Below are 19,420 nucleotides of genomic sequence, written 5' to 3' on the forward strand. Positions count from 1 at the left end.
GGCCCGTTCAGAAGTGCGCTGTGTTCAAAGGGACGCAACAAAACGTGCTGGCATCTCCCGGTTTTTATCTACGGGAATACGCGATGCTTACCCGCAAACACAATGGGCTCCACCTGCGTTAGCAACTTTGCACCGAAGATGCGAACGCCGGGGCGGCGGACGACTAAAGCGGAGGCAGCATGCAAGACAACGGCGCACCTGCGCTCACGGTCGAGGAAACGCTGATCACCGAAGCCCTGGTGAACCGCCCGAACCGACTGCCCGACTACCAGGGCGAGAGCCGTGCGCTTGCTGCGCTCGCGCATGAAATGGCGAACAATCCCTCAGGTGTGCTGCCTATGCTCGCGCGGCTCGCACTCACGCTTTGCCGCGCCGAGTCGGCCGGCGTGAGCGTGCCCGAGCGCGACGGCCCCACGGCCCGCTTCCGCTGGGGCGCGGTGGCCGGCGAACTGGCTGCCGACGTGGACCGCACGCTTCCCGGCGACGATTGTCCCTGCGGCGTGACCGAGGGGCGCAATACCATGCTTCTCTTCGACCGGCCGGCACGCAGCTTTGCTTCGTACCGCGCGATCGATCCACCCATCAGCGAGGCGTTGCACGTGCCATGGCGCGTCAACGGCACGGTGGTCGGCACGGTCTGGGCCGTGACGCACGGCGAAGAAAGACATTTCGACGCCGAGGACGCGCGCCAGCTACAAGGTCTCGCCTCCTGCGCGAGCGCGGCCCACCAGTTGACGAGCGCGCTGAGCGACGCCCAGGACGCGGGCCGCAATCTCGCGCAGCAGGTGGCCGAACGCACGCGCACGCTGCAGAACATCAATACGAAGCTCCACGACGAAGCCGAGCACCGCAAGCAGGTCGAAGAGGCGCTGCGCGAGAGCGAGGCGCGCCTGCAGGCCGCCATCTCCATCGAAACCGTGGGCGTGCTGTTCTTCGACCTCGACGGCACCATGGCCGACGCCAACGGCGCTTTCGAGCAGATGAGCGGCTATAGCCGCGAGGATTTGCGCGCCGCGGCGCACTGGGACCGGCTCGTGCCGCTCGAATTTCTCGGCGTCACGACGCGTGCGGTCACCGACCTCGCCACCACCGGACGCACACAGCCTTATGAACGGCAGTTGATCCGCAAGGACGGCACGCGCTGGTGGGGCCTTTTCGCGCCCACGCGGATCTCGGGCACGGGCATGGCTTCCAGGTGCGCCGAATTCGCACTGGACATTACGGAACGCAAGCGCGTGGAAACTGAATGCGCTGACAGCGAGGAGCGCTTTCGCGCGTTGGTGGAAGGATTTGCGCAGGCCGTATGGGAAGCCGATGCCCAAGGTCAGGCCGAGTCGGTCTCGCCGGGCTGGTCGGAATATACCGGGCAGCCCGGCGAAGAATGGCTCGGCGAAGGCTGGGCGAACGCCGTCCATCCCGATGACCGCGCCTACGCGCTGCGCCAATGGAAAGACGCGATTGCGGCACAACGCGTGGTGAACGCGGAATATCGCCTGCACGTCGCCGCGGGTGGCTGGCGCTGGACCAACGTGCGCGCCGCGCCGATCTGGAATCCGGACGGCACAGTGCGCAAGTGGGTGGGCATGAATATCGACGTGGACGACCGCCGCAGCGCACAGGAAGCGCTGCGCGAGAGCGAGGCGCGCTTTCGCGCGCTAGCCGAAGCGTCGCCCGCACTGATCTGGCAAATCGACACGCAAGGCAATACGGTCTATCTGAACCAGCGCTATCTCACGGCGATCGGCCTAACGCCCGGACAGCTGCTCGAAACCGGCTGGCAAACCATCGTGCATCCGCGCGATCTGCCCGGCTTTCTGTCGCGCCTACAGGCTGCGCAACTCGACCATTGCGCGTTCCAGAGCCGGCTGCGCGTGAAAATCAAGGATGCAGGCTGGCACTGGTTCGAAACCTGTTGTGCGCCGTGGTTTTCCGCGAACGGCGAGTTTCGCGGCCACGTATGTGTATCGATCGACGTGACCGAAGCCGTGAACGCCGAAGACGCGCTCAAGGAAGCGGACCGGCGCAAGGACGAATTCCTCGCCACGCTCGCGCACGAGCTGCGCAATCCGCTCGCGCCGATCGCCAATGCGCTGCACCTCATCCGGCACAGCGAGTTTCCACCGGACTCCGCGCCGATCCTCGACATGCTCGATCGTCAGGTGCATCACATGGTGCGGCTGATCGACGACCTGATGGAAGTGTCGCGCATCACGCGCGGCAAGATCGGCCTCGTGAAGGCGCCCGTGGCGCTCGCGGAAATCATCGAGAATGCCGTCGAGACGAGCCGCCCCGCCATCGATCAGGCCCATCATGAACTGAGCATCACGCTTCCCGACACGCCGCTCGTTCTCGACGCCGATCGCGTGCGGCTCACGCAGGTCTTCGCGAACATGCTCAACAACGCGGCGCGCTACACCGACACGGGCGGCCAGATCCGGCTCGACGCCACCCGCGAAGGCGAGTGGGTCGTCGTCGCACTGAGCGATACCGGAATCGGCATGTCGGCGGGGCAGATCGATCAGGTGTTCGAACTGTTCACTCAGGTCAGCCGCCCAGCCGACCGCAACCAGGGGGGCCTCGGCATTGGCCTCACCATGGTGCGACATCTCGTGCGCATGCACGGCGGCACCGTCGAGGCGGCAAGCGCCGGCCCCGGCAAAGGCAGCACCTTCACGGTGCGCCTGCCGCTCTCGCAGCAGACACCCACGGAAGCGCGCGAGACCCCGGCGAGCGTGGCGCGCGCTGCGAAGCCGCTCGCGGGCAAGCGCATTCTCGTGGTCGACGACAACCGCGACGCCGCCGATTCGCTCGCCATGGTGCTCTCGGGCGAAGGCGCGCAAGTGCGCGTGGTCTATGACGGCGCCGCCGCGCTCGGTGCGCTGGCGCAGTCGGTGCCACATGCGGTCGTACTCGACATCGGCATGCCCGGCATGGACGGCTATGAAATCGCGCGACAGATTCGTCAAAGCCCGCGGTACGCCGGCCTTCAGATCATCGCGCTAACGGGTTGGGGCCAGCACGCCGACCGGCTGCGCTCGCGCATGAGCGGCATCGACTCGCATCTCACGAAGCCAGTCGATTTCCACACGTTGTTCGAGCTGCTGGTCGCGCGCTGAAAGGCCCCCACGCGCTTCACACGCCATTGCCTCCGAGCGTCTTGAGACTCTTCCACTGGCCCTGCTGCACCTCGAAGAGCGTATAAGGCGGCTTGATGAGGTCGCCGTGCGGATCGAACGCGATATTGCCCGTCACCCCCACCACCGTCACTTTCGGGAAACTCGCGACGATCTTTGCGCGGTCGAGCGAATCGGCGTCGCGAATCGCCTTGATCATCGCGAGCGCGGCATCATAGGCGAACGGCGCATACAGTTCGACATCCTGATTGAAGCGCGCCTTGTAGCGCTTCGCGAATGCTTGCGCCGAAGGCAGCTTGTCGAGCGCCGGTCCCGGTTCGAGGTCCTGCGTGCCTTCGCCCGCCGGGCCCGCGATCTGCAGGAAGGCATTGCTCTTCAATGCGCCCGCGCCGAACAGGCGCGCCGGCATGCCGAGCGTGCGCATCTGCTTGGCGAGCATCGCGCCCTGTTCGTCGAGGCCGCCAAAGAAAATCACGTCGACGTTCTTCTGCTTGAGCGAGGTAAGAATGGCGCGAAAATCGACGGCTTTGTCATTGGTGAACTCGCGGTCGACGATATTGCCGTTGGCCTCCTTCGCGCCTTTCTCGAACGCGTCGGCGAGCCCCTGGCCAAAGGCCGTGCGGTCGTCGATGATGCCGATGCGCTTCGCCTTCAACTGCTCCACCGCGAACTTGCCGGCGATCACGCCGCCGATGCCGTCGTTGCCCATGGTGCGAAACACGTTCGCGTAGCCCTGCTGGGTCAGCGCCGGATTCGTCGAGCCCGGCGTGATCATCGCGACATTCGCATTGTGATACACCGTCGAAGCGGGAATGCTGCAGCCCGAGTTGTAGTGGCCGATCACGCCGACCACGCCGTCGTCCACGAGCTTTTGCGCCACCTGCACGGCCACGTGCGGATCGGCCTGGTCGTCCTGCACGTCGAGCACGTACTTCACCGGCTTGCCCGCAATCATGGGGTGTTTGGCGTTCTCCTCGTCGATCGCGAGCTGCGCGCCGTACTGCAAGTCCTTGCCGACGCGCGCCACCGGGCCGGTGAGCGGACCCGCGAAGCCGATCTTCACAACCTCGGGGTCGGCCGCCTGCGCGGGGCCGTGCAAGCCCATCAGCCCGAGGGCCATCGTTAGTACGAGAGTGCGGCGGTTCATGATGCTCATCCTCGCTGGGAGACTGTTGCGGTGGGTGTTATGTGGCGGTTGGCTGGAAAGTGGCTTGAATCACGGGTTAAAAGCGTCGCGGACTATAAGGCGCAAGATCGAAAGGAGGCGCACGCCTTGCAACGAGATCGGCGACCACGCTGCCCGTCACGCCGCCGAGCGTCACGCCCAGATGCTGGTGCCCGAACGCGTAGATCACGCGCGGCGAGCGGCTCGACGCGCCCATCACGGGCAACGCGTCGGGCAGGCTCGGCCTGAAGCCCAGCCAGTCGCTGTCCGGCTCGGGCAGTCCGGGCAGCGCCTCCTGCGCGGAGCGCGTCAAGAGGCGCAGCAGGTCCGCATTCTTGCCCGCGCCGCTGGCCGCCAGCTCGACGGTGCCCGCCGCGCGGATGCCGCCGTCCATCGGCGTCATGTAGAAGCCGCGTTCGGCCCAGCCGCACGGGCGCGAAATTCGATTAGCGGTGCCAGGAAAGCGCACGTGATAGCCACGTTCCACACCTAGCGGCACTGCGTCGCCGCATTGGCGCGCGAGGCGCCCCGAAAACGCACCCGCGCAGACAATGGCCTGTTCCGCGTCATGTGCCTCGCCCGCCGTATCGATCAGCTTCACCGCACCAGACGTTGGCTTCAGCGTATCGACCGCCACGCGCCGGTGCACCAGGCCGCGCTGCGTCAACATCGCGTGCAAGGCCTGCAGAAAGCCGCGCGGATCGCTCAGAAACCAGCTGCCCTTGAAGAGCGTGCCTTGAGAAAAGAGTGGCGCGAGGCCCGGCTCCAGTTGCGCTATCCCATCGCGCGCGAGCGTTTCGAACGCCACGCCGAGCGAGCGCCGTAGCTCGAGCGCCGGCTGCGCGGCCTTGAACGACGCTGTGCTCGAATACAGGTAAAGGCATTCGCGTTCACGCACGAAGGCCGCGAGCGTGTCGACGGCCAGCATTTCGCGGTAGCCTTCGAAGGCGCGCGAAAGCAATTGCGCGAGCGCATTCACGCTGCCCTCATAGCGGCGAGGCGTCGCGCTCAGCAGGAAACGCGTGAGCCAGGGCGCGAGCGCCGGCACGTCGCCCCAGCGGATGCGCAGCGGGCTCGTCGACGAGAATAGAAAGCGCGGGATGTTGCGGAACACGTCCGGGTTGTTCACGGGAATGCACGCATAGTTCGCGAATGTGCCCGCGTTGCCGTATGAGGCGCCCTCGCCCGACCCCTGCGCGTCGTACAGCGTCACGCTGTGCCCGTCGCGCATGAGCCAGTACGCGCACGACAACCCCACGAAGCCCGCGCCGATGACAGCCACTTGCGCCATTACTTCTTCCAGTTGGTTGCAGGCTCACGGAATTCCTGCACGTGAGTCCTCTTGCGTGTCAGCAGGTAAGCCGCCGACACCACCGCCAGGCTCGCCAGGCTCGCCATCAGCTGGCCCGCGAGCGCATGGTCGAAGCCCATCGCGCAGAGCACGCCGGCAATCGCGGCCACCACGGCCCACGACAGCCAGGGAAAGAGCCACATTTTGAATGTGAGCCGTTCGGGCGCCGTCGCCTCGAGGCGCCGGCGAATCACGATCTGCGAAACGGCGATGGAGAGATACACGAACAGCATGATCGCGCCCGATGCACTGACGAGATAGAGGAACACGCCCTGGGGCGAAACGATCGCCGCGACGATGGCCACGTAGCCGACGATGCTGCTCGCCAGCACGGCGAGGCGCGGCACGCGGCTCTTCGAGAGCGTGAGCAGCGCGCGCGGGGCGTCGCGGCGCTCGGCGAGCCGGAACACGATGCGCGAGGACACGTAGAGCCCGGAGTTCAGCGCCGAGAGCACGGCCACCAGAACGATTGCATTCATGATGTCCGCGGCGCCCGGAATATGCATGGTTTCGAGCGCGGCCACGAACGGCGAGTAGCCCACCTTGATGCTCGCCCACGGCACGATGCAGGCGATCACGAAGAGCGAGCCGACATAGAACGTGATGACGCGCAGGATGACCGAGCGCGTCATCGACGCCACGTTGCGGCCCGGATCGTCGGATTCGGCCGCGGCAATGGTCGCGATCTCCGCACCGCCCACGGCGAAAATCACCGTGGGCACGCCCGCGAAGATCGACATCGCGCCGAACGGCATGAATCCGTGGTCGCCGCTCAGGTTGTTCACGGTCTGGTGCCACGAGCTGAACCCGAACAGATAGCTCGCGCCCACCACGATGAACACGATGATCGCCGCCACCTTGATCGACGCGAACCAGTACTCGAATTCTCCATACGATTTCACCGAGAGCAGGTTCACGGCCGTCATGAGCGACAGGAGCACGAGCCCGATTACCCAGACCGGTGCGGGAATCCAGCGCTGCAGGATGCCCGCGCCCGCCACCGCCTCCACGGCGACCACGATGACCCAGAAGTACCAGTAGAGCCAGCCGTTCGTGAAACCGGCCCAGTCGCCGAGACCGATGCGCGTGAACTCCGTGAACGAGCCGACACCCGGATGCGCGAGCGCCATCTCGCCGAGCATACGCATGACGAACAGCACGACGATGCCGGCCAGCAGATAGCTCAGGCAGGCAGCCGGCCCCATCGCGCTGATGGTCGCGCTGCTCCCGACGAAGAGCCCCGCGCCGATGATTCCGCCGAGCGAAATCATCGTGACGTGCCGCTTGCGCAGCGAGTGGCCAAGGGGTGTGGATGTTGCGTCTGAAGCGGGTGTGGGTTGCCGGGTTGCCACGAGCCTGTCCTCCTGTAATACAGTGCGTGTTGCGCCGAACTGCCGACCGAACAAAACCTTGAATTCATACTCACACAATAATTTTTTGTGTGCAATTAAAAATGCTTTGTGTGGAGACTAGGAAATTCCCTGGTGGGTGACCTTTCGGCCCGGGACAAAGGCAGCTAAACTCCGGCCAGATATCGTACTATTGGCGTAACGATGCGGCGGCGGCGCTAGCAGTCCATTTCACAGCAGCAAGGCAACGTGGCAGACGATCGAATTTTGTATGGAGTTACTACTTGCATGAAAGCCGACGATTACCAGACAAAATCGGATGACGATCTCCAGACAAAAGGTCGACAAGCCACGTATCTGGAGGTCTCCCGCAATCTCGAGGAGCAGGTGCGCAGCGGTCAGTACCCACCCGGCAGCCGCCTGCCGCCGCAGCGCGATCTGGCCGTGGAACTGGGCATCAACGTCTCCACGGTCTCGCGCGCGTATAAGGAATTGCAGGCGCGCGGGCTGATCGTGGCGAGCAAGCGGCGCGGCTCGATCGTCACCGGCGGGGCCATGCCTGCCGTCGGCGCGGCGGCGCAGCGCGGCAGTCAGGCGAGCGGCGCTGAAGCGGGTGGCGTGGTGGACCTCACCGTCAACCGGCCGGCGACCGGAGAATTTCTCGCGCAGCTCGCCCGCACGATGGCGTCGATCTCGCGCGACCCGCGCTTTGCCGAAACCCAGGAATACCAGCCGCCCCAGGGCGCCGAATGGGCGCGCGCCGCGGGCGCGCAGTGGATCGCCGCGCCGGGCTTCACGCCCTCGCCCGAGAATCTCGTCGTGACGAGCGGCGCGCAGCACGGCCTCTATGCGGTCCTGAGCAGCCTGATGGGACACGAAGGCGTGATCCTTTCCGACAAGCTGACGTACTACGGCCTCAAGGCGCTCGCGCCCGTATTCCAGTTCGAGCTGGTCGGTATCCCGAGCGACGCCGAAGGCCTCCTGCCCGACCAGCTCGAAGATGCCTGCCGCCGCATGCCGGTGAAGGCCATCTTCACCGTGCCGAACCTGCAGAACCCCAGCGTGGTCACGATGAGCCTCGAGCGGCGCCTCGCGCTCGTGGAGATCGCGCGGCGACATCACGTCGCCATCATCGAGGACGACGTGTACGGGCCGTTGCTGCGCAAGCGCCTGCCGACCATCGCGAGCCTGTGTCCCGAGCTGACCTTCCACGTGGCCTCCACCTCGAAGGTGCTCGCGCCGGGGCTGCGCATCGGCTATCTGCTCACGCCGCCGCACGGTGCACCGCTCGCAGCCGAAGCCGTGCGCACGACGGCCTGGATGCCTGCGCCGCTCACCACGCTCATCACCACGCGTTGGATCGAGGACGGCACCGCTCACCTCATCCTCGAAGCGCAGCGTGCGGAGCTGCAGGCGCGCCAGGAACTCGCTCTCCAGATCCTGCCGCGCGAGTTGCTCAACAGCGACCCGGCGTGCATGTTCGTGTGGCTGCGCGTACCGGCGCCGTGGCGTTCCGACGACTTCGCCGCGAACGCGCTCGCGCGCGGCGTGAATACCATGCCCGCTTCGGCCTTCGCGGTGGACCGCTCGACGCTCGAGCACGGCGTGCGTATCAACCTCGCGTGTGCAACCTCGCGGGAGCAACTCGCGCGCGCACTGAAGGTTCTCGCTCGCACACTGCAGGACCGGCCGCGCGCGCTCTTCGGCACGATCTAGGCCGCACCCGGATTTTCCCCAATGGGTTGGCGTCGATGTGGCGTCGACGGGCTCGCCTGTGGCGCGAGCCCATCGAGCATGCGCACGTCCATGCGCAATTTCTTCCGCTGCGAGTGCGCCTCGCGCAGCTCGAATCGGTCATAACGTCCGCGATGTTAGGCAACGACGGTGCACGTCAACCGCGCTCTGGTGGACTTCGCATCCATCTGCATCGCGTACGCACACATTCGGCTGGCAGGAAGCAAATCAGGTACTAGAATGCATTGGTGCAAGTGATGCAAAGGCAGTCAGTTCGGCAGGAACGTTCGACAGTTTGATGTTTCGAGTTCGTCATTGGAGGCATGCTCATGACGTGCCTGAACGAAAAGATTGTCGGTGCAGCCTTTTTTATGCTGAGCGGTTACGCATTCGCTCAGAGCACCGGTTTGAACATTCCCGAAACCATGACGGTCGCCAATATCCCGTCAATGCCGATGGAAGTGGTTCCAGCGCTGCCACCGGAACCCCAGGCGTACCTCCACCGGTACGAAATGGAATATCAGGCGAATCAGTCAAAGCCGTTTTACGCGGAAGTCGAAAGCTTTTATAGCGCGCCGGTGGCACAGGACAAATACCATTACGACTTCGTGAAATCCGCGCCCGGAAGCCGTTACGGTGAGCAGCAGGCTGCACGGTCGAGTGCCGATTATCTGCAGATGGGCCCTTCCACAGCGCCGCAAATCTCGATTCTTCAGGTGCCGGACAGCACGCTGAACATCGGCGCGCAGCCTCAGCGCAGGCTCTCGCTGACCGTCGACGAGTGGGTGTTTTCCGCCACCGCACGCGTCGCCATTCTTCATTCGCATAGCACGGGCGCAACGGTTACCGTTCGGCGCGGCTTCTAGATCCGCGTATCTGATTTAACTGTCGAATCGAGAAAGACATTAATCGAAACAGGAAATGGCGCAACCGGAAGCAAGTGCGCTTTTGCAGACAACCTTCGGTAAGGATTGCAGACTTCGCAACTTCGGCTTACGGAATTCGTTATTCAAGACCGTTCATACGTATTCGCGCTAGCGCACCGGCGACGACACCGCATAACGCACGAGCCTCGCGTCGCGCTGCATTTCGGCAATACTCGCAGCGGAGCCCGGCCGCCGGTAGAAATACCCCTGCCCATAGCGAATGCCCAGACGTTGCAACATCTCGTGTTGCGCCTCGGTCTCGACACCCTCTGCAATGATTTCCATTCCGAAGTGACTGGCCAGCGCCACGATCCCCTTGACAAGCTGATCGCCGCGCCGCTCGAGTTGTCGTACGAACTGCCCGTCGATCTTCACGTAGTCGAACGGAAAGCGCCCGAGCGTGTCGAGGTTGCTGTGATGCGTGCCGAAGTCGTCGATAGCGAATTTCACGCCGCGCGCCTTCAGCGTCTCGAACACCGCCTCGGTGCGAGCGCGCTGTTCGAGCAGGAAACGCTCGGTCACTTCGAGAATCAGGATGATGTCCGGCGGCAGGTGCTCGACTGCGCCGAGCACGTCCGCCACGAAATCCTTGCGTTCGAAGTCCAGCGGCGCAACGTTGACGGCGAGGTGAAACGGACGCTCGCTCGTCGCGCGCACCATCTCTGTGGTTGCGCGTTCGAGCACGAAGCGCGTGACCGGTCCGAGCAGGCGGCTACCCTCTACGTCGGCCATGAACACGGCGGGACTCACTGCGCCGAATTTCGGATGGGTCCAGCGAATGAGCGCCTCTGCGCCGCGCACGCGGCCGGTCGCCAGTTCGACCACGGGCTGGTAGACCACATGAAACTGGCCGTGCCGCAGGCCGCGGCGCACCGCCGAGAGCAGCAGCCGGCGCGGCGCGAATGCGATGAGCCAGGCCGCGCCGATCAGCAGATCGACGAGCAGCGCCGCCGCGCCAAAGCGCAGACCGTATTTCCAGCGCGCGTCGCGATGCGCGCTTGTCGCGAACGCCACGTCGACGGCGAAGCCCCAGCGCGAAGATGTGGCACGCGCACCCGCGTGGCGCGCCGCGTCGCCGGCGGCGAGCAGCGCGCCACGGTCGTCTATCGCCGCAGCGCCCGGCACGGAGAGCGTGACGCGGCCCGCGCCGTAGCGCACGCCGTGCGCGAGCGCATCGGTCAGATACGCCGACTCGATCACGTAAAGCAGGCCAACGTTCTCGCCGGTGGGTACATAGAGCGGCATGACCGGCACGTGGGCCTGCCAGGGCGAGCCGCCGATCAGCGTGACCGCAGTGCTCGCAGGTACATGCGCGAAGAACGGAGCGAGCGGCAGGTCGTAGGGGCCGAGCGCAGACGAACAGTAGAGCCGCCCGTTCGCCACGAGATTGATGCCGCGCACGTAGTTGACGTGCGTTCTCAGCTCGGCGAACTGCCGCGCCACACGCTCGCAGGGCTGCCCCGGAAGTGCGGCCAACGCGGCACTTTGTGCGGTGAGCACGCTATCGAGAATGTGCTCGATAGCGGACACCATATCCTGCGCGATCAGACCTTCATGCATGCGGATCGACTTGTCGCCTTCCCTCACGCCGGCGGCCGCCGCGAGCAACAGCAGACTTGCGGCGCACACGAACGTGACGATGGCGGCGAGCGTGGGCGTGAGGCCCGACCAAAGGGACTTGCGAATCGAAGACCACGTAGCTGGTTTTGTCATGGGCACACCTGTGCATGGATGGCGTGCCCCGTTCCGGACATGATCCGGGCATAGGCTCCCTGCACGTCACCCGCTTTTTGTATGAACAGACGATACGTTACGTCAACCGCTTCCTCACATGTTGATTTTTCTGTTTTCACGCGCACCCCGCATTCCGGGAACGGCGCATGCTACTACGCATCGCGTGCTGAACCCGGCCTTGCCCGATGAATCCTCCCAATACGACCGAGACGACTGATAAGCCCGCCATCATCGCAACCACGCTGCCCGCGCGCCTCGATCGCTTGCCGTGGGGCCGCTTTCACGTGCTCATCGTCGTGGCGCTGGGCGTCACCTGGCTGCTCGACGGTCTCGAAGTCACGCTGGCCGGTGCGGTAGCGAGTGCGCTGAAAACAAGCCCGGTGCTGCATCTCGACAATGCGCAGGTGGGCCTGGCCGGCAGCGCGTATATTGCCGGCGCGGTGTGCGGTGCGCTCGGCTTCGGCTGGCTCACGGACCGGTTGGGCCGCCGCAAGCTCTTTTTCATCACGCTCGCCGTGTATCTGCTGGCCACCGCCGCGACAGCGTTTTCATGGAGCTTCGCGAGTTTCGTCGCGTTTCGCGCGATCACGGGCGCGGGCATCGGCGGCGAGTACGCCGCCATCAATTCGACGATCCAGGAGTTCACGCCCGCGCGCGTGCGCGGCTGGACCGACCTCAGCATCAACGGCACGTTCTGGGTGGGCGCGGCCATCGGCGCGGCGGGCTCGCTCGTGCTGCTCGACCCGCACCTGCTGCCCGCGGACTGGGGCTGGCGCGTGTGCTTCTTCATCGGCGCGGTACTCGCGCTCATCATCTTGCCCATGCGCCGCTGGATTCCCGAAAGCCCGCGGTGGCTGCTCACGCACGGCGAGCACGACGAGGCGAAGCACATCGTGGAAGGCATCGAGACGCGTTTTCGTGATGCGGGCCATACGCTGGAAGACCCGCCTGACGACCCGCTGCGTCTGCATGCGCGCGGCCATACCCCGCTGGGCGCGGTGTTTCATGCCATATTCGTGCGGCACCGCCGTCGCGCGCTGGTGGGTCTATCGCTCATGACCGCGCAGGCCTTCTTCTACAACGCGATTTTCTTCACCTACGCGCTCGTGCTCACCGAGTTCTATCACGTGCCGGGAGGCGACGTGGGCCTCTATCTACTGCCGTTCGCACTCGGCAACTTCCTCGGTCCGATCGTGCTGGGGCGGCTCTTCGACGTGATCGGCCGGCGCACGATGATCGCCGCGACCTACGCGCTCTCGGGCGTGCTGCTCACGGCGAGCGGCTGGTTGTTCGAGCAAGGCATGCTCACCGCGACGATGCAAACCGCCGCGTGGATGGTGATTTTCTTTTTCGCCTCGGCCGCCGCGAGTTCCGCCTATTTGACCGTGAGCGAATCGTTTCCGCTGGAGATCCGGGCGCTTGCCATCGCCGTGTTCTATGCGTTCGGCACGGCGCTGGGCGGCATCATCGGCCCGGCGTTCTTCGGACGACTGATCGATACACACCAGCGCAGCGAAGTGTTCACGGGCTATGCGGTGGGATCGGCGCTCATGATCGCGGCTGCACTCGTGGCCGCGATCTGGGGCGTGGACGCAGAGCGCAAGTCGCTCGAACATGTGGCCGCGCCGCTTTCGTCTGTCGGCGAGGAGTAGGTTCGCGGCGTTACTGCGTTGCCTTTTGTGAAGGTGCGTCGCGGTCCAGCGCGTCGAGTTCGACGAACAGCTCGGGCAATGATTTCTTCATCTCAGGAATGTCGAACGACACCCGGCTATCGCTGATCTCACTGTGAGGCTTTCCGCGACGAGTCGTCTGCGGCGAGCAGAAGCTGGTCGACGAGTTGGAGGTTCAGCGGCTTATCGGCGTCGAGCTTCGTTTTCTCGATCACGTATTTCCAGCCGTTGCCGTTACCCGGGTTTCGGTAGAACGCGACGATGGCCACGTACTTCGTGTCGGCTTTCATCGGCTGCGAGAGACTCGCGGACGCCCCTGGGTTCAACGCAGCGGCCATGCCGTCCTGCAGGTCCTGCGCGAGTACCGTGCGGTCGTTTTTCAGGAGATCGTCATAGGATGCGCCATCGAACAGCTTGCGGTCCCTGAGCTGGTAGATGCGTACCGCGACCGATGTCGGCCGGCCGGCATCGTCCGGATTCAGGGCCTCGCGCGCGGACAGATCGACGTTGAGTACCTTGACCTGTTTGTAGAACACGGCGTGCCAGGCACTCGACGACGTGTCTGACACGGCCTGCCAGGCCCCGCAGGCCGACAGCAGAAAGGCAGATGCAACAGTGGCAATGGTCAGGCGGATAGACATCATGGTTTCCCCGGTTATGTGCGTTTCGGACTCAGGTAAGGATTGGGCGCCGGTGCGGGGAACGCCTCGGTCACACCGAGCGGAATGGTAATCGTGCGCTCTTCCCCGGCAGGCAGCACCGTGGTCCAGCCAAGACGCGGTGCTGGCGTGGCCGATGCCGTGCTGATAGTGCCAATCGTGCCGATGGCCGGCAAAGGCGCGATCCGCGACGACACCTGCATGCGCAGATGAACGTCGGCCTTCACACCCACGTAAAGGCGCACGAATGCGAGCAGTTCACGATTCAGCCACGCCCCCGGCAGGAGATCGTGTGCCTGTTGTGCGTTGGCGGGACGCAGCGTCACCCGAACCGCACGACCACGCCAGGCCAGCCGCCTGCCCAGCACGTAGCCCCCACCCAGTCCCTGCTGGGCGCCGCTCCCCGATTCCTGCGCCGGAGGACGTGAGCCCAGCGGCCTCGGTTGGCCGGGACGGGCGTACACCGGGAAAAACTCGTCGGCGCGCACATCCACGCCCGGAACGGCCAGCGCAATCACTCCCGCAAGGCCCTCTGGCGTACGGGTCTTCAGGCATAGCAGGCCCAGCAGCGCCAGCATGCGGCAATCAGGCAAGCCCGCGCGCCCGGGCTTGCCGCCCCAGCCAAATCCGACCAGGCTCAGCAGGTTGCGTGAATGAGCGTCGGTCCCGCCCGGCCGGAAACTCTCCGGATAGCGGTACTTCTTCCATGCGCGGTACAGCATCGTGACGAAGCGGTGATCGAACCGGTCGAGAAACGACTCGACCGCCTCATGCCCCTCCTCGCGCAGGACGATGTCGTCGATCATGTGCGGCGGCACCGCCGAGTCGACGCCGTACAGACCCATGAAGGTCGTGCGCACGGTGGGCCGCACCGACCGCGCGGTTTCATCTGCCGCGTCGCCGAAGTCGACCGCGGCGACTTCGCCCGCAGGAAATCCGACGCGCGGCCACGACCCGAACCGCACGGGTTCGTGCTCGGGCGTGTCGCGCGTGCCCAAGCCCGCTCGATCCGGCACGCTCACCTCGAGCAGGTGGCACAACTGCATGAAGTTCATCCGGGGCGCGCGGGCCAGCAGCGACGCAACCAGGGGCTCAAGATTGGGAAACTCCTCTGGCTTCATAGCGGGGAGCGCTCTGCCTTGCTGCGCGGCCATACTGTGCGGGTCTGCGATGGCAGGCTTACGATCGAAAGTTTCGTGAACAGGTTGATTTCCGCGTACAGCGCGAAGAACCGGTGCAGCAGTTCGCCGAACAGCATCACGTCGCCCTCACCCGCGAACGCATGGGAATCGAGCGTAACCTCGATCAGCACGCCACGCTCGACCGAGCCGCCCGAAACCTCCTCGAGTAGTTCCTCCGAAACCCAGAGGATGCCGTCCAGGCGCCGCCGGTTCAGTTCGTCGTCGGTCCAGTCGTAGAGGCCGAGCGCGCCGCGCAGCACCTCCGCATCCATCAGCGACAGGAAGTTGGGCGCCAGATGAGATAAAACCCGCCACTGAAACCTGTCATCCGTCGGGGGATAAAGCGGCAGCGTCGGCGCGACGAGGTTGCGCACGCCGGCGACGTTCGGCGTGCTTGCGGCGAGTTCGCTGAGACTCGCCTCGCGCAGCCCCTTGCGCGGCAGCATCCCGTTGGTGCCGGTCACGCGCAGCGAGAGGCTTTCTTCCGGCAACGTCTCCATCGTCTCCCAGGCGTGTCCACCCAGGACGACCCACGTCTCATGTAGTCCCGACATGCCGGGGCGCACCCGCGCGTGGAAATACCGCTCCGGCGCCTCGTGACGCAGCATGCCCCCGCGATGCCGGAACGTGGCAAACGGGACGTATTCGTAGCGCTCTGCCGTCACATGGTCGAAGGCCTCGATCGCATCGACTGCATACGTTTCGACGTGTTCACCCTGATGGCCCCCCGGCACGACACGGTATTCCGTCTCGTGGTGGTTGATCTCGATGGGCTCGGCGTCGAGTTCGAAGAGATTGATGACCGGCGAGCAGAACAGTCGCACGTTGTCACGACTGAAACGCTGGTCAGACGGGTAGGCCTCCCTCAGGACGAAATCCAGCTCGAAGCGTGTCGTTCCCGCGGGCAACCTGGCCACGTCGAGTCCACACAGATCGACGAAAAGGAACTTTTCCCTGAAAGAAAAATATTCGAGCAGGAGCTGGTATCCCGAGAACGCCGCGTCGGCCTTGGGCCACAGCCGCTCTTCGGGTGAAAAACCCGCGGGCTCCAGCGTGACGCCAGACAACGGCAGCGCTTCGCCGTCGCGCAGTTCCGGGATACGCCAAAGGATCGAGTCGACCTGGCGTGTAAGCGCGAGGTGCATGGAAAAAGCCACTGGCAGATCGGCGTTCAGGTGCAGGCGCACGCGCGACAGGTCGGTTTCTTCGCGCCGCGCTGAATGATGGAGCTCGAACCCCAGCCGGATGACCGAGCGGCCGTCGTGCCGCACCGACGGTCCGGCATGCGTGATAGTGAGCGGCTGCAGCGTCACTGACTGGGTGGTCCGGTAAAGGCATTGCACGGTGCGTGCCGTCGTACCCTCGGCGCCCGCGGCGAGCGGCATACTGATGGGCGCGGAACGCACCGGCACACCCGCCGGCACCACTTCGGTCCTCTGGAGTTTCTCCCGCAGCGGAATCAGCTCGACGACCGACAGCGACGGCATCATCCGCAGATAATGTGGCCATAGCAGGCTCACGAGCCCTTCTGTCAGTTCCGGCAATTCGTCGTCGAGCTTCTGCTGCAGGCGGCCGGTCAGAAAAGCAAAGCCCTCGTGCAGACGCTCGACGTACGGATCGCGATCGCCCACGCGATCCAGATTGAGCAGGCGCGCCCGATCGGGATGCGCCTTCGCGAACTCCTTGCCGGATTCGTGCAGATAGCGCATCTGGGCTTCGTAGTAGCGCAGAATCGGATTGTCCATCGCAATACTTCCTGTTTTTAATTCGCAGTACAAATCAGACCGAAATCCATGCTCTTCCCTCATCTACAGGTTTCAGGTGCCGGTCAGTGTCGGGCTCGCATGCACCAGGCCACGCTTTCCGATGGCCGCCGCACGGATCCCGCGCGCCTTATTGGGCCAGCGCCAGTGCGCGTGCCGGGTCGAGTACCGTCATCTCGCCCTGCAGTTCGCCAATGCGACGCGCGAGCGCTGGCTTGTCGGCATCCTTGCGGTTGCTCGTCGCCTTCAGCGCCCGTAGCAGTTGATGCTTCACCTCGAAGACGAGCGCAGGATCCCAGCGCACGAGCGGCAGCGATCTGGCGGACGTGTCCAGTTCGACCAGCAGGGCAAGTGCGGTCTCAGCACGCCCGGCATGGTCGGCCAGGCGCGCCATCACGAGCCGCTGCAGGAAGCGGTGGCGGTCGGTCTTGAGGTCCGGCAGGGAGTCCAGCCACGCGAACGCGGCTTCGATTCCATCGCGTCCTGCGAGATCCCGCGCCTGCGCCTCGATCTCCGGCCAGTCGCCTGAGGCTTCGTTCTCACTACCGGCCGAGACCGGCAGCGGCGCGACACCCTCACCCGCTTCGAGATCGCGGACCACGGCGTGCCGCGCAATCCACTCGAGCGTCGTATCGTCGGCAAACGGCGTGCCGTCGCTGAACGACAGCCGTTCGAGCCCGGGCAGTCGTTCGAGAAAGAGCGCAAAGTCCGCGCGCAGCAGTTCGCGCCATGCGCTGTATGGCGCCCCCACGTGATCGAGGGCGACGTGCTGGAAGTACTGCAGGTCGAACCAGAGATGGTTGACGCCCTCCATGAACGCCCCCTCGACCCGCTCGAGCAGTTCGTGCCACTGCTTCTGCAACATGAGCCGCTTCATCTGCTGACGCAGCTCTGGGCGCGGCGCCGTGAGCCGCGTATGCGATGCGGCATCGGCCGGCGGCACATCGTGGAGCGTGTCCCAGCGGATGCTGCGCACGAGCCGCACCGAGGGCAGGTAGCCGTTCTCCTGATCGCGCAGCCACGCGGCCATCATGCGGGCCTGCTCGAGCAGGTCTCGCGTCGAGGCAATCGGGCCAGACGTGGCGCCTGCCATGGCGGGCGGCGATGATCCGGTCGATTCGGCCGCAACACTTCGAGCCTCGCTGTCCCTCCGCTCAAAACGCGACACCAGCGGCTGCAGATTCGGGCGGGCAGCCTCCGGCCATGCGCCCGTGAGCGTCACCAGGACGTCGAGCGCCGCAAGCGCGCGTTCGAGGTCCGCCGGCACAAACTCGCCGCGGGATTCGAGCAGTTCCAGCACGCGCGCGGTGGCGAGCATTTCAAGGGCGCCCTTCTTCGCTTCGGCTCGCGCGGGCAGCACGGCAACGTCAAAGCGCTCGACGAGCGCGGCAGCCAGCTCCAGTCCGTCGGCAAAGCCCGCGGTGCCATCCTGCCGCAGCCGCGCGAACGCGTAGTAACCCGCGAGACGCAAATCCTTGCCGCTCTCCTTCAGCAACTGCTCGCACGACCGGGCGATCAGACTCTCGTCGATGCCCGAGAGCTTGCCCGCCTCATCCCGGAGCGCAAAGAACGCATCCTCGTAGCCGGGATCGCGGCCAACGCCCGCTTCGCCTGCGAACGGCTGCACCCACGGCGCCCACACGTCAAGCCGCGCGCGCGCCAGTTCGCCCGCATCCTTGCGCGCCGGAAAGAGGCTCCTGAACAGTTCGCCCAGCATCATTGCGCCTCCGGGACAATGCCTTGCGGCAGGGGCATTGCAGCGTGCTTCGCCGCGGCGATGGCTGCCGGCGGCAGCGGCGGCGGACCGCTGACAGTCGCCTTCGGCCCAGCCTTTGCGCTGCCGGTCAGAAAGATGCGCGCGGGCAATGCAACGTGCCGCAGCTGCAGGACGTCAAGCGGTCCGGCGCCGGCCTCGCTGCGCAACTGGAGCCTGAGCGCGATGCCCTGGCTTGCATCCGGCGTCCACGTGAGCAGCCAGCGCGCATTGTCCTGCCGGGAGACCTTCGCCCGCTCCAGCAGCCGGATCAGTCCGAACCGGCCCTGCGCATCGAGCGCCGTGCGCAGGCCGCCTTGTTCGGTCTTCCATTCGATGTGCGAGAGGTTCTCCAGCGACTGGCCCGGCCACTCGAACGGGACCCAGTCCTCCTTCTGGTTGAAGTAGTCGAGCTCACGCCCGGACAGCATCACTTTCATGTTTGTCACGCCCGGCGTCGCGACACCGCGCAGATCAAACCGGATATGCGCGTCGCCGGACGGAAACAGCACGGTCGAGACCCGCATCAAGCGGTTCAGCCCTTCCAGAAACGCCGGATCAAGCCGCAGGGCGTCCTGTTGCGTGCCCGCGCCCTGCGCGGCTGCCCAGCGGTCGCCCTGACGCTCGACGATGCCGGCCAGCTGTGTCGTGACGAACTGCGTGATCACGCCGTTGTCCGGGCGCATGAACCGGGCCATCTCGGGCAGCGACGCATCGTTGTCCGAATCGGCGAACGGATAGCGGCCACCGAAGGCGGCGTTCCAGTCGGCAACGATCGAGCGGCGCCAGATGTCGTTCAGGCTGGCTGCCGCGGGCTGCACCACCGCCTCCCAGGTCTGGTCGAGCGGCGCCTGGAACAGCTGGCCGAAACCGGCCCATTGCTGGCCGAGGCTCGCCGCCACCCGGCTGGCGTAGTCGCGGCTGTCCGCGATGTCGGAGGTCTTCCCCTGCAGCACCGCCTGCGCGGCGGCGCGCGACATCGCTTCCGTATCCGGGCTATT

At 65.2% G+C, this 19,420-nt stretch carries 13 protein-coding genes; 4 read left to right on the forward strand and 9 right to left on the reverse strand.

Translation table 11 applies throughout. From position 1 onward, the window contains the following. The first annotated feature begins 179 nt into the window (after nucleotides 1-179). Nucleotides 180-3,116 carry a PAS domain S-box protein gene (locus AB4Y36_RS33760; RefSeq protein WP_368685313.1) on the forward strand — a complete coding sequence of 979 codons (2,937 nt, stop codon included), beginning with the start codon at nucleotides 180-182 and terminating at the stop codon, nucleotides 3,114-3,116. A 16-nt stretch (nucleotides 3,117-3,132) separates the two neighbouring features. On the opposite strand, the gene AB4Y36_RS33765 is transcribed toward AB4Y36_RS33760, so the two are convergent. From AB4Y36_RS33765 to AB4Y36_RS33775, 3 genes are all read right to left on the reverse strand, one after another. Next, the gene (locus tag AB4Y36_RS33765) at nucleotides 3,133-4,281 is read right to left on the reverse strand and encodes a branched-chain amino acid ABC transporter substrate-binding protein (RefSeq protein ID WP_069264154.1); all 1,149 of its coding nucleotides are present in this window, start codon (nucleotides 4,279-4,281) and stop codon (nucleotides 3,133-3,135) included. 76 nt (nucleotides 4,282-4,357) lie between these two features. Beyond that, nucleotides 4,358-5,590, reverse strand: a complete 1,233-nt coding sequence (locus tag AB4Y36_RS33770; RefSeq protein ID WP_368685314.1) for an NAD(P)/FAD-dependent oxidoreductase — start codon at nucleotides 5,588-5,590, stop codon at nucleotides 4,358-4,360. Next, entirely contained in the window at nucleotides 5,590-6,921 is a 1,332-nt protein-coding gene (locus AB4Y36_RS33775; RefSeq protein WP_368685325.1) for an amino acid permease, read from the reverse strand. Before AB4Y36_RS33775 ends, AB4Y36_RS33770 begins: the two co-directional genes overlap by 1 nt. Nucleotides 6,922-7,287: 366 nt before the next feature. On the opposite strand from AB4Y36_RS33775, the gene AB4Y36_RS33780 reads away from it, so the two are divergent. Both AB4Y36_RS33780 and AB4Y36_RS33785 read left to right on the forward strand, forming a co-directional pair. Beyond that, nucleotides 7,288-8,715: a PLP-dependent aminotransferase family protein gene (locus AB4Y36_RS33780; RefSeq protein ID WP_342947602.1), complete on the forward strand. Its 1,428-nt coding sequence runs from the start codon at nucleotides 7,288-7,290 to the stop codon at nucleotides 8,713-8,715. A 347-nt stretch (nucleotides 8,716-9,062) separates the two neighbouring features. Continuing rightward, entirely contained in the window at nucleotides 9,063-9,599 is a 537-nt protein-coding gene (locus AB4Y36_RS33785; RefSeq protein WP_368605216.1) for a hypothetical protein, read from the forward strand. Between the two features lie 168 nt (nucleotides 9,600-9,767). Here the strand turns inward: AB4Y36_RS33785 and AB4Y36_RS33790 are convergent, their stop codons facing one another. After that, nucleotides 9,768-11,372 carry an EAL domain-containing protein gene (locus tag AB4Y36_RS33790; protein ID WP_368685315.1) on the reverse strand — a complete coding sequence of 535 codons (1,605 nt, stop codon included), beginning with the start codon at nucleotides 11,370-11,372 and terminating at the stop codon, nucleotides 9,768-9,770. 206 nt (nucleotides 11,373-11,578) lie between these two features. Between AB4Y36_RS33790 and AB4Y36_RS33795 the strand changes: the two genes are divergently transcribed. Then, on the forward strand, nucleotides 11,579-13,045 hold the full coding sequence (locus AB4Y36_RS33795) for an MFS transporter (protein ID WP_368685316.1): 1,467 nt from the start codon (nucleotides 11,579-11,581) through the stop codon (nucleotides 13,043-13,045). Nucleotides 13,046-13,173: 128 nt separating this feature from the next. On the opposite strand, the gene tssJ is transcribed toward AB4Y36_RS33795, so the two are convergent. The 5 genes from tssJ to AB4Y36_RS33820 all read right to left on the reverse strand — a co-directional run. Next, nucleotides 13,174-13,704 carry a type VI secretion system lipoprotein TssJ gene (gene tssJ / locus AB4Y36_RS33800; protein ID WP_368685317.1) on the reverse strand — a complete coding sequence of 177 codons (531 nt, stop codon included), beginning with the start codon at nucleotides 13,702-13,704 and terminating at the stop codon, nucleotides 13,174-13,176. 14 nt (nucleotides 13,705-13,718) lie between these two features. Then, on the reverse strand, nucleotides 13,719-14,876 hold the full coding sequence (tssG, locus tag AB4Y36_RS33805; protein WP_368685318.1) for a type VI secretion system baseplate subunit TssG: 1,158 nt from the start codon (nucleotides 14,874-14,876) through the stop codon (nucleotides 13,719-13,721). Beyond that, entirely contained in the window at nucleotides 14,840-16,654 is a 1,815-nt protein-coding gene (tssF, locus tag AB4Y36_RS33810; protein ID WP_368685326.1) for a type VI secretion system baseplate subunit TssF, read from the reverse strand. Before tssF ends, tssG begins: the two co-directional genes overlap by 37 nt. Before the next feature lie 142 nt (nucleotides 16,655-16,796). Then, on the reverse strand, nucleotides 16,797-18,386 hold the full coding sequence (tssA, locus tag AB4Y36_RS33815; RefSeq protein WP_368685319.1) for a type VI secretion system protein TssA: 1,590 nt from the start codon (nucleotides 18,384-18,386) through the stop codon (nucleotides 16,797-16,799). Continuing rightward, on the reverse strand, nucleotides 18,383-19,420 hold a 1,038-nt coding region (locus tag AB4Y36_RS33820; RefSeq protein ID WP_368685320.1), incomplete at its 5' end, for a type VI secretion IcmF C-terminal domain-containing protein. The genes AB4Y36_RS33820 and tssA, both read right to left, overlap by 4 nt.

The organism is Paraburkholderia sp. BR10936 (genome assembly GCF_040965735.1).
GTDB classification, from domain to species: Bacteria; Pseudomonadota; Gammaproteobacteria; order Burkholderiales; family Burkholderiaceae; genus Paraburkholderia; species Paraburkholderia nodosa_A.

Bases quoted from the DNA above. Each gene is read 5' to 3' on its own strand.
- AB4Y36_RS33760 (WP_368685313.1), top strand. From the start codon at position 180: ATGCAAGACAACGGCGCACCTGCGCTCACGGTCGAGGAAACGCTGATC.
- AB4Y36_RS33765 (WP_069264154.1), bottom strand. From the start codon at position 4,281: ATGAACCGCCGCACTCTCGTACTAACGATGGCCCTCGGGCTGATGGGC.
- AB4Y36_RS33770 (WP_368685314.1), bottom strand. From the start codon at position 5,590: ATGGCGCAAGTGGCTGTCATCGGCGCGGGCTTCGTGGGGTTGTCGTGC.
- AB4Y36_RS33775 (WP_368685325.1), bottom strand. From the start codon at position 6,921: ATGATTTCGCTCGGCGGAATCATCGGCGCGGGGCTCTTCGTCGGGAGC.
- AB4Y36_RS33780 (WP_342947602.1), top strand. From the start codon at position 7,288: ATGAAAGCCGACGATTACCAGACAAAATCGGATGACGATCTCCAGACA.
- AB4Y36_RS33785 (WP_368605216.1), top strand. From the start codon at position 9,063: ATGACGTGCCTGAACGAAAAGATTGTCGGTGCAGCCTTTTTTATGCTG.
- AB4Y36_RS33790 (WP_368685315.1), bottom strand. From the start codon at position 11,372: ATGACAAAACCAGCTACGTGGTCTTCGATTCGCAAGTCCCTTTGGTCG.
- AB4Y36_RS33795 (WP_368685316.1), top strand. From the start codon at position 11,579: ATGAATCCTCCCAATACGACCGAGACGACTGATAAGCCCGCCATCATC.
- tssJ (WP_368685317.1), bottom strand. From the start codon at position 13,704: ATGTCTATCCGCCTGACCATTGCCACTGTTGCATCTGCCTTTCTGCTG.
- tssG (WP_368685318.1), bottom strand. From the start codon at position 14,876: ATGGCCGCGCAGCAAGGCAGAGCGCTCCCCGCTATGAAGCCAGAGGAG.
- tssA (WP_368685319.1), bottom strand. From the start codon at position 18,386: ATGATGCTGGGCGAACTGTTCAGGAGCCTCTTTCCGGCGCGCAAGGAT.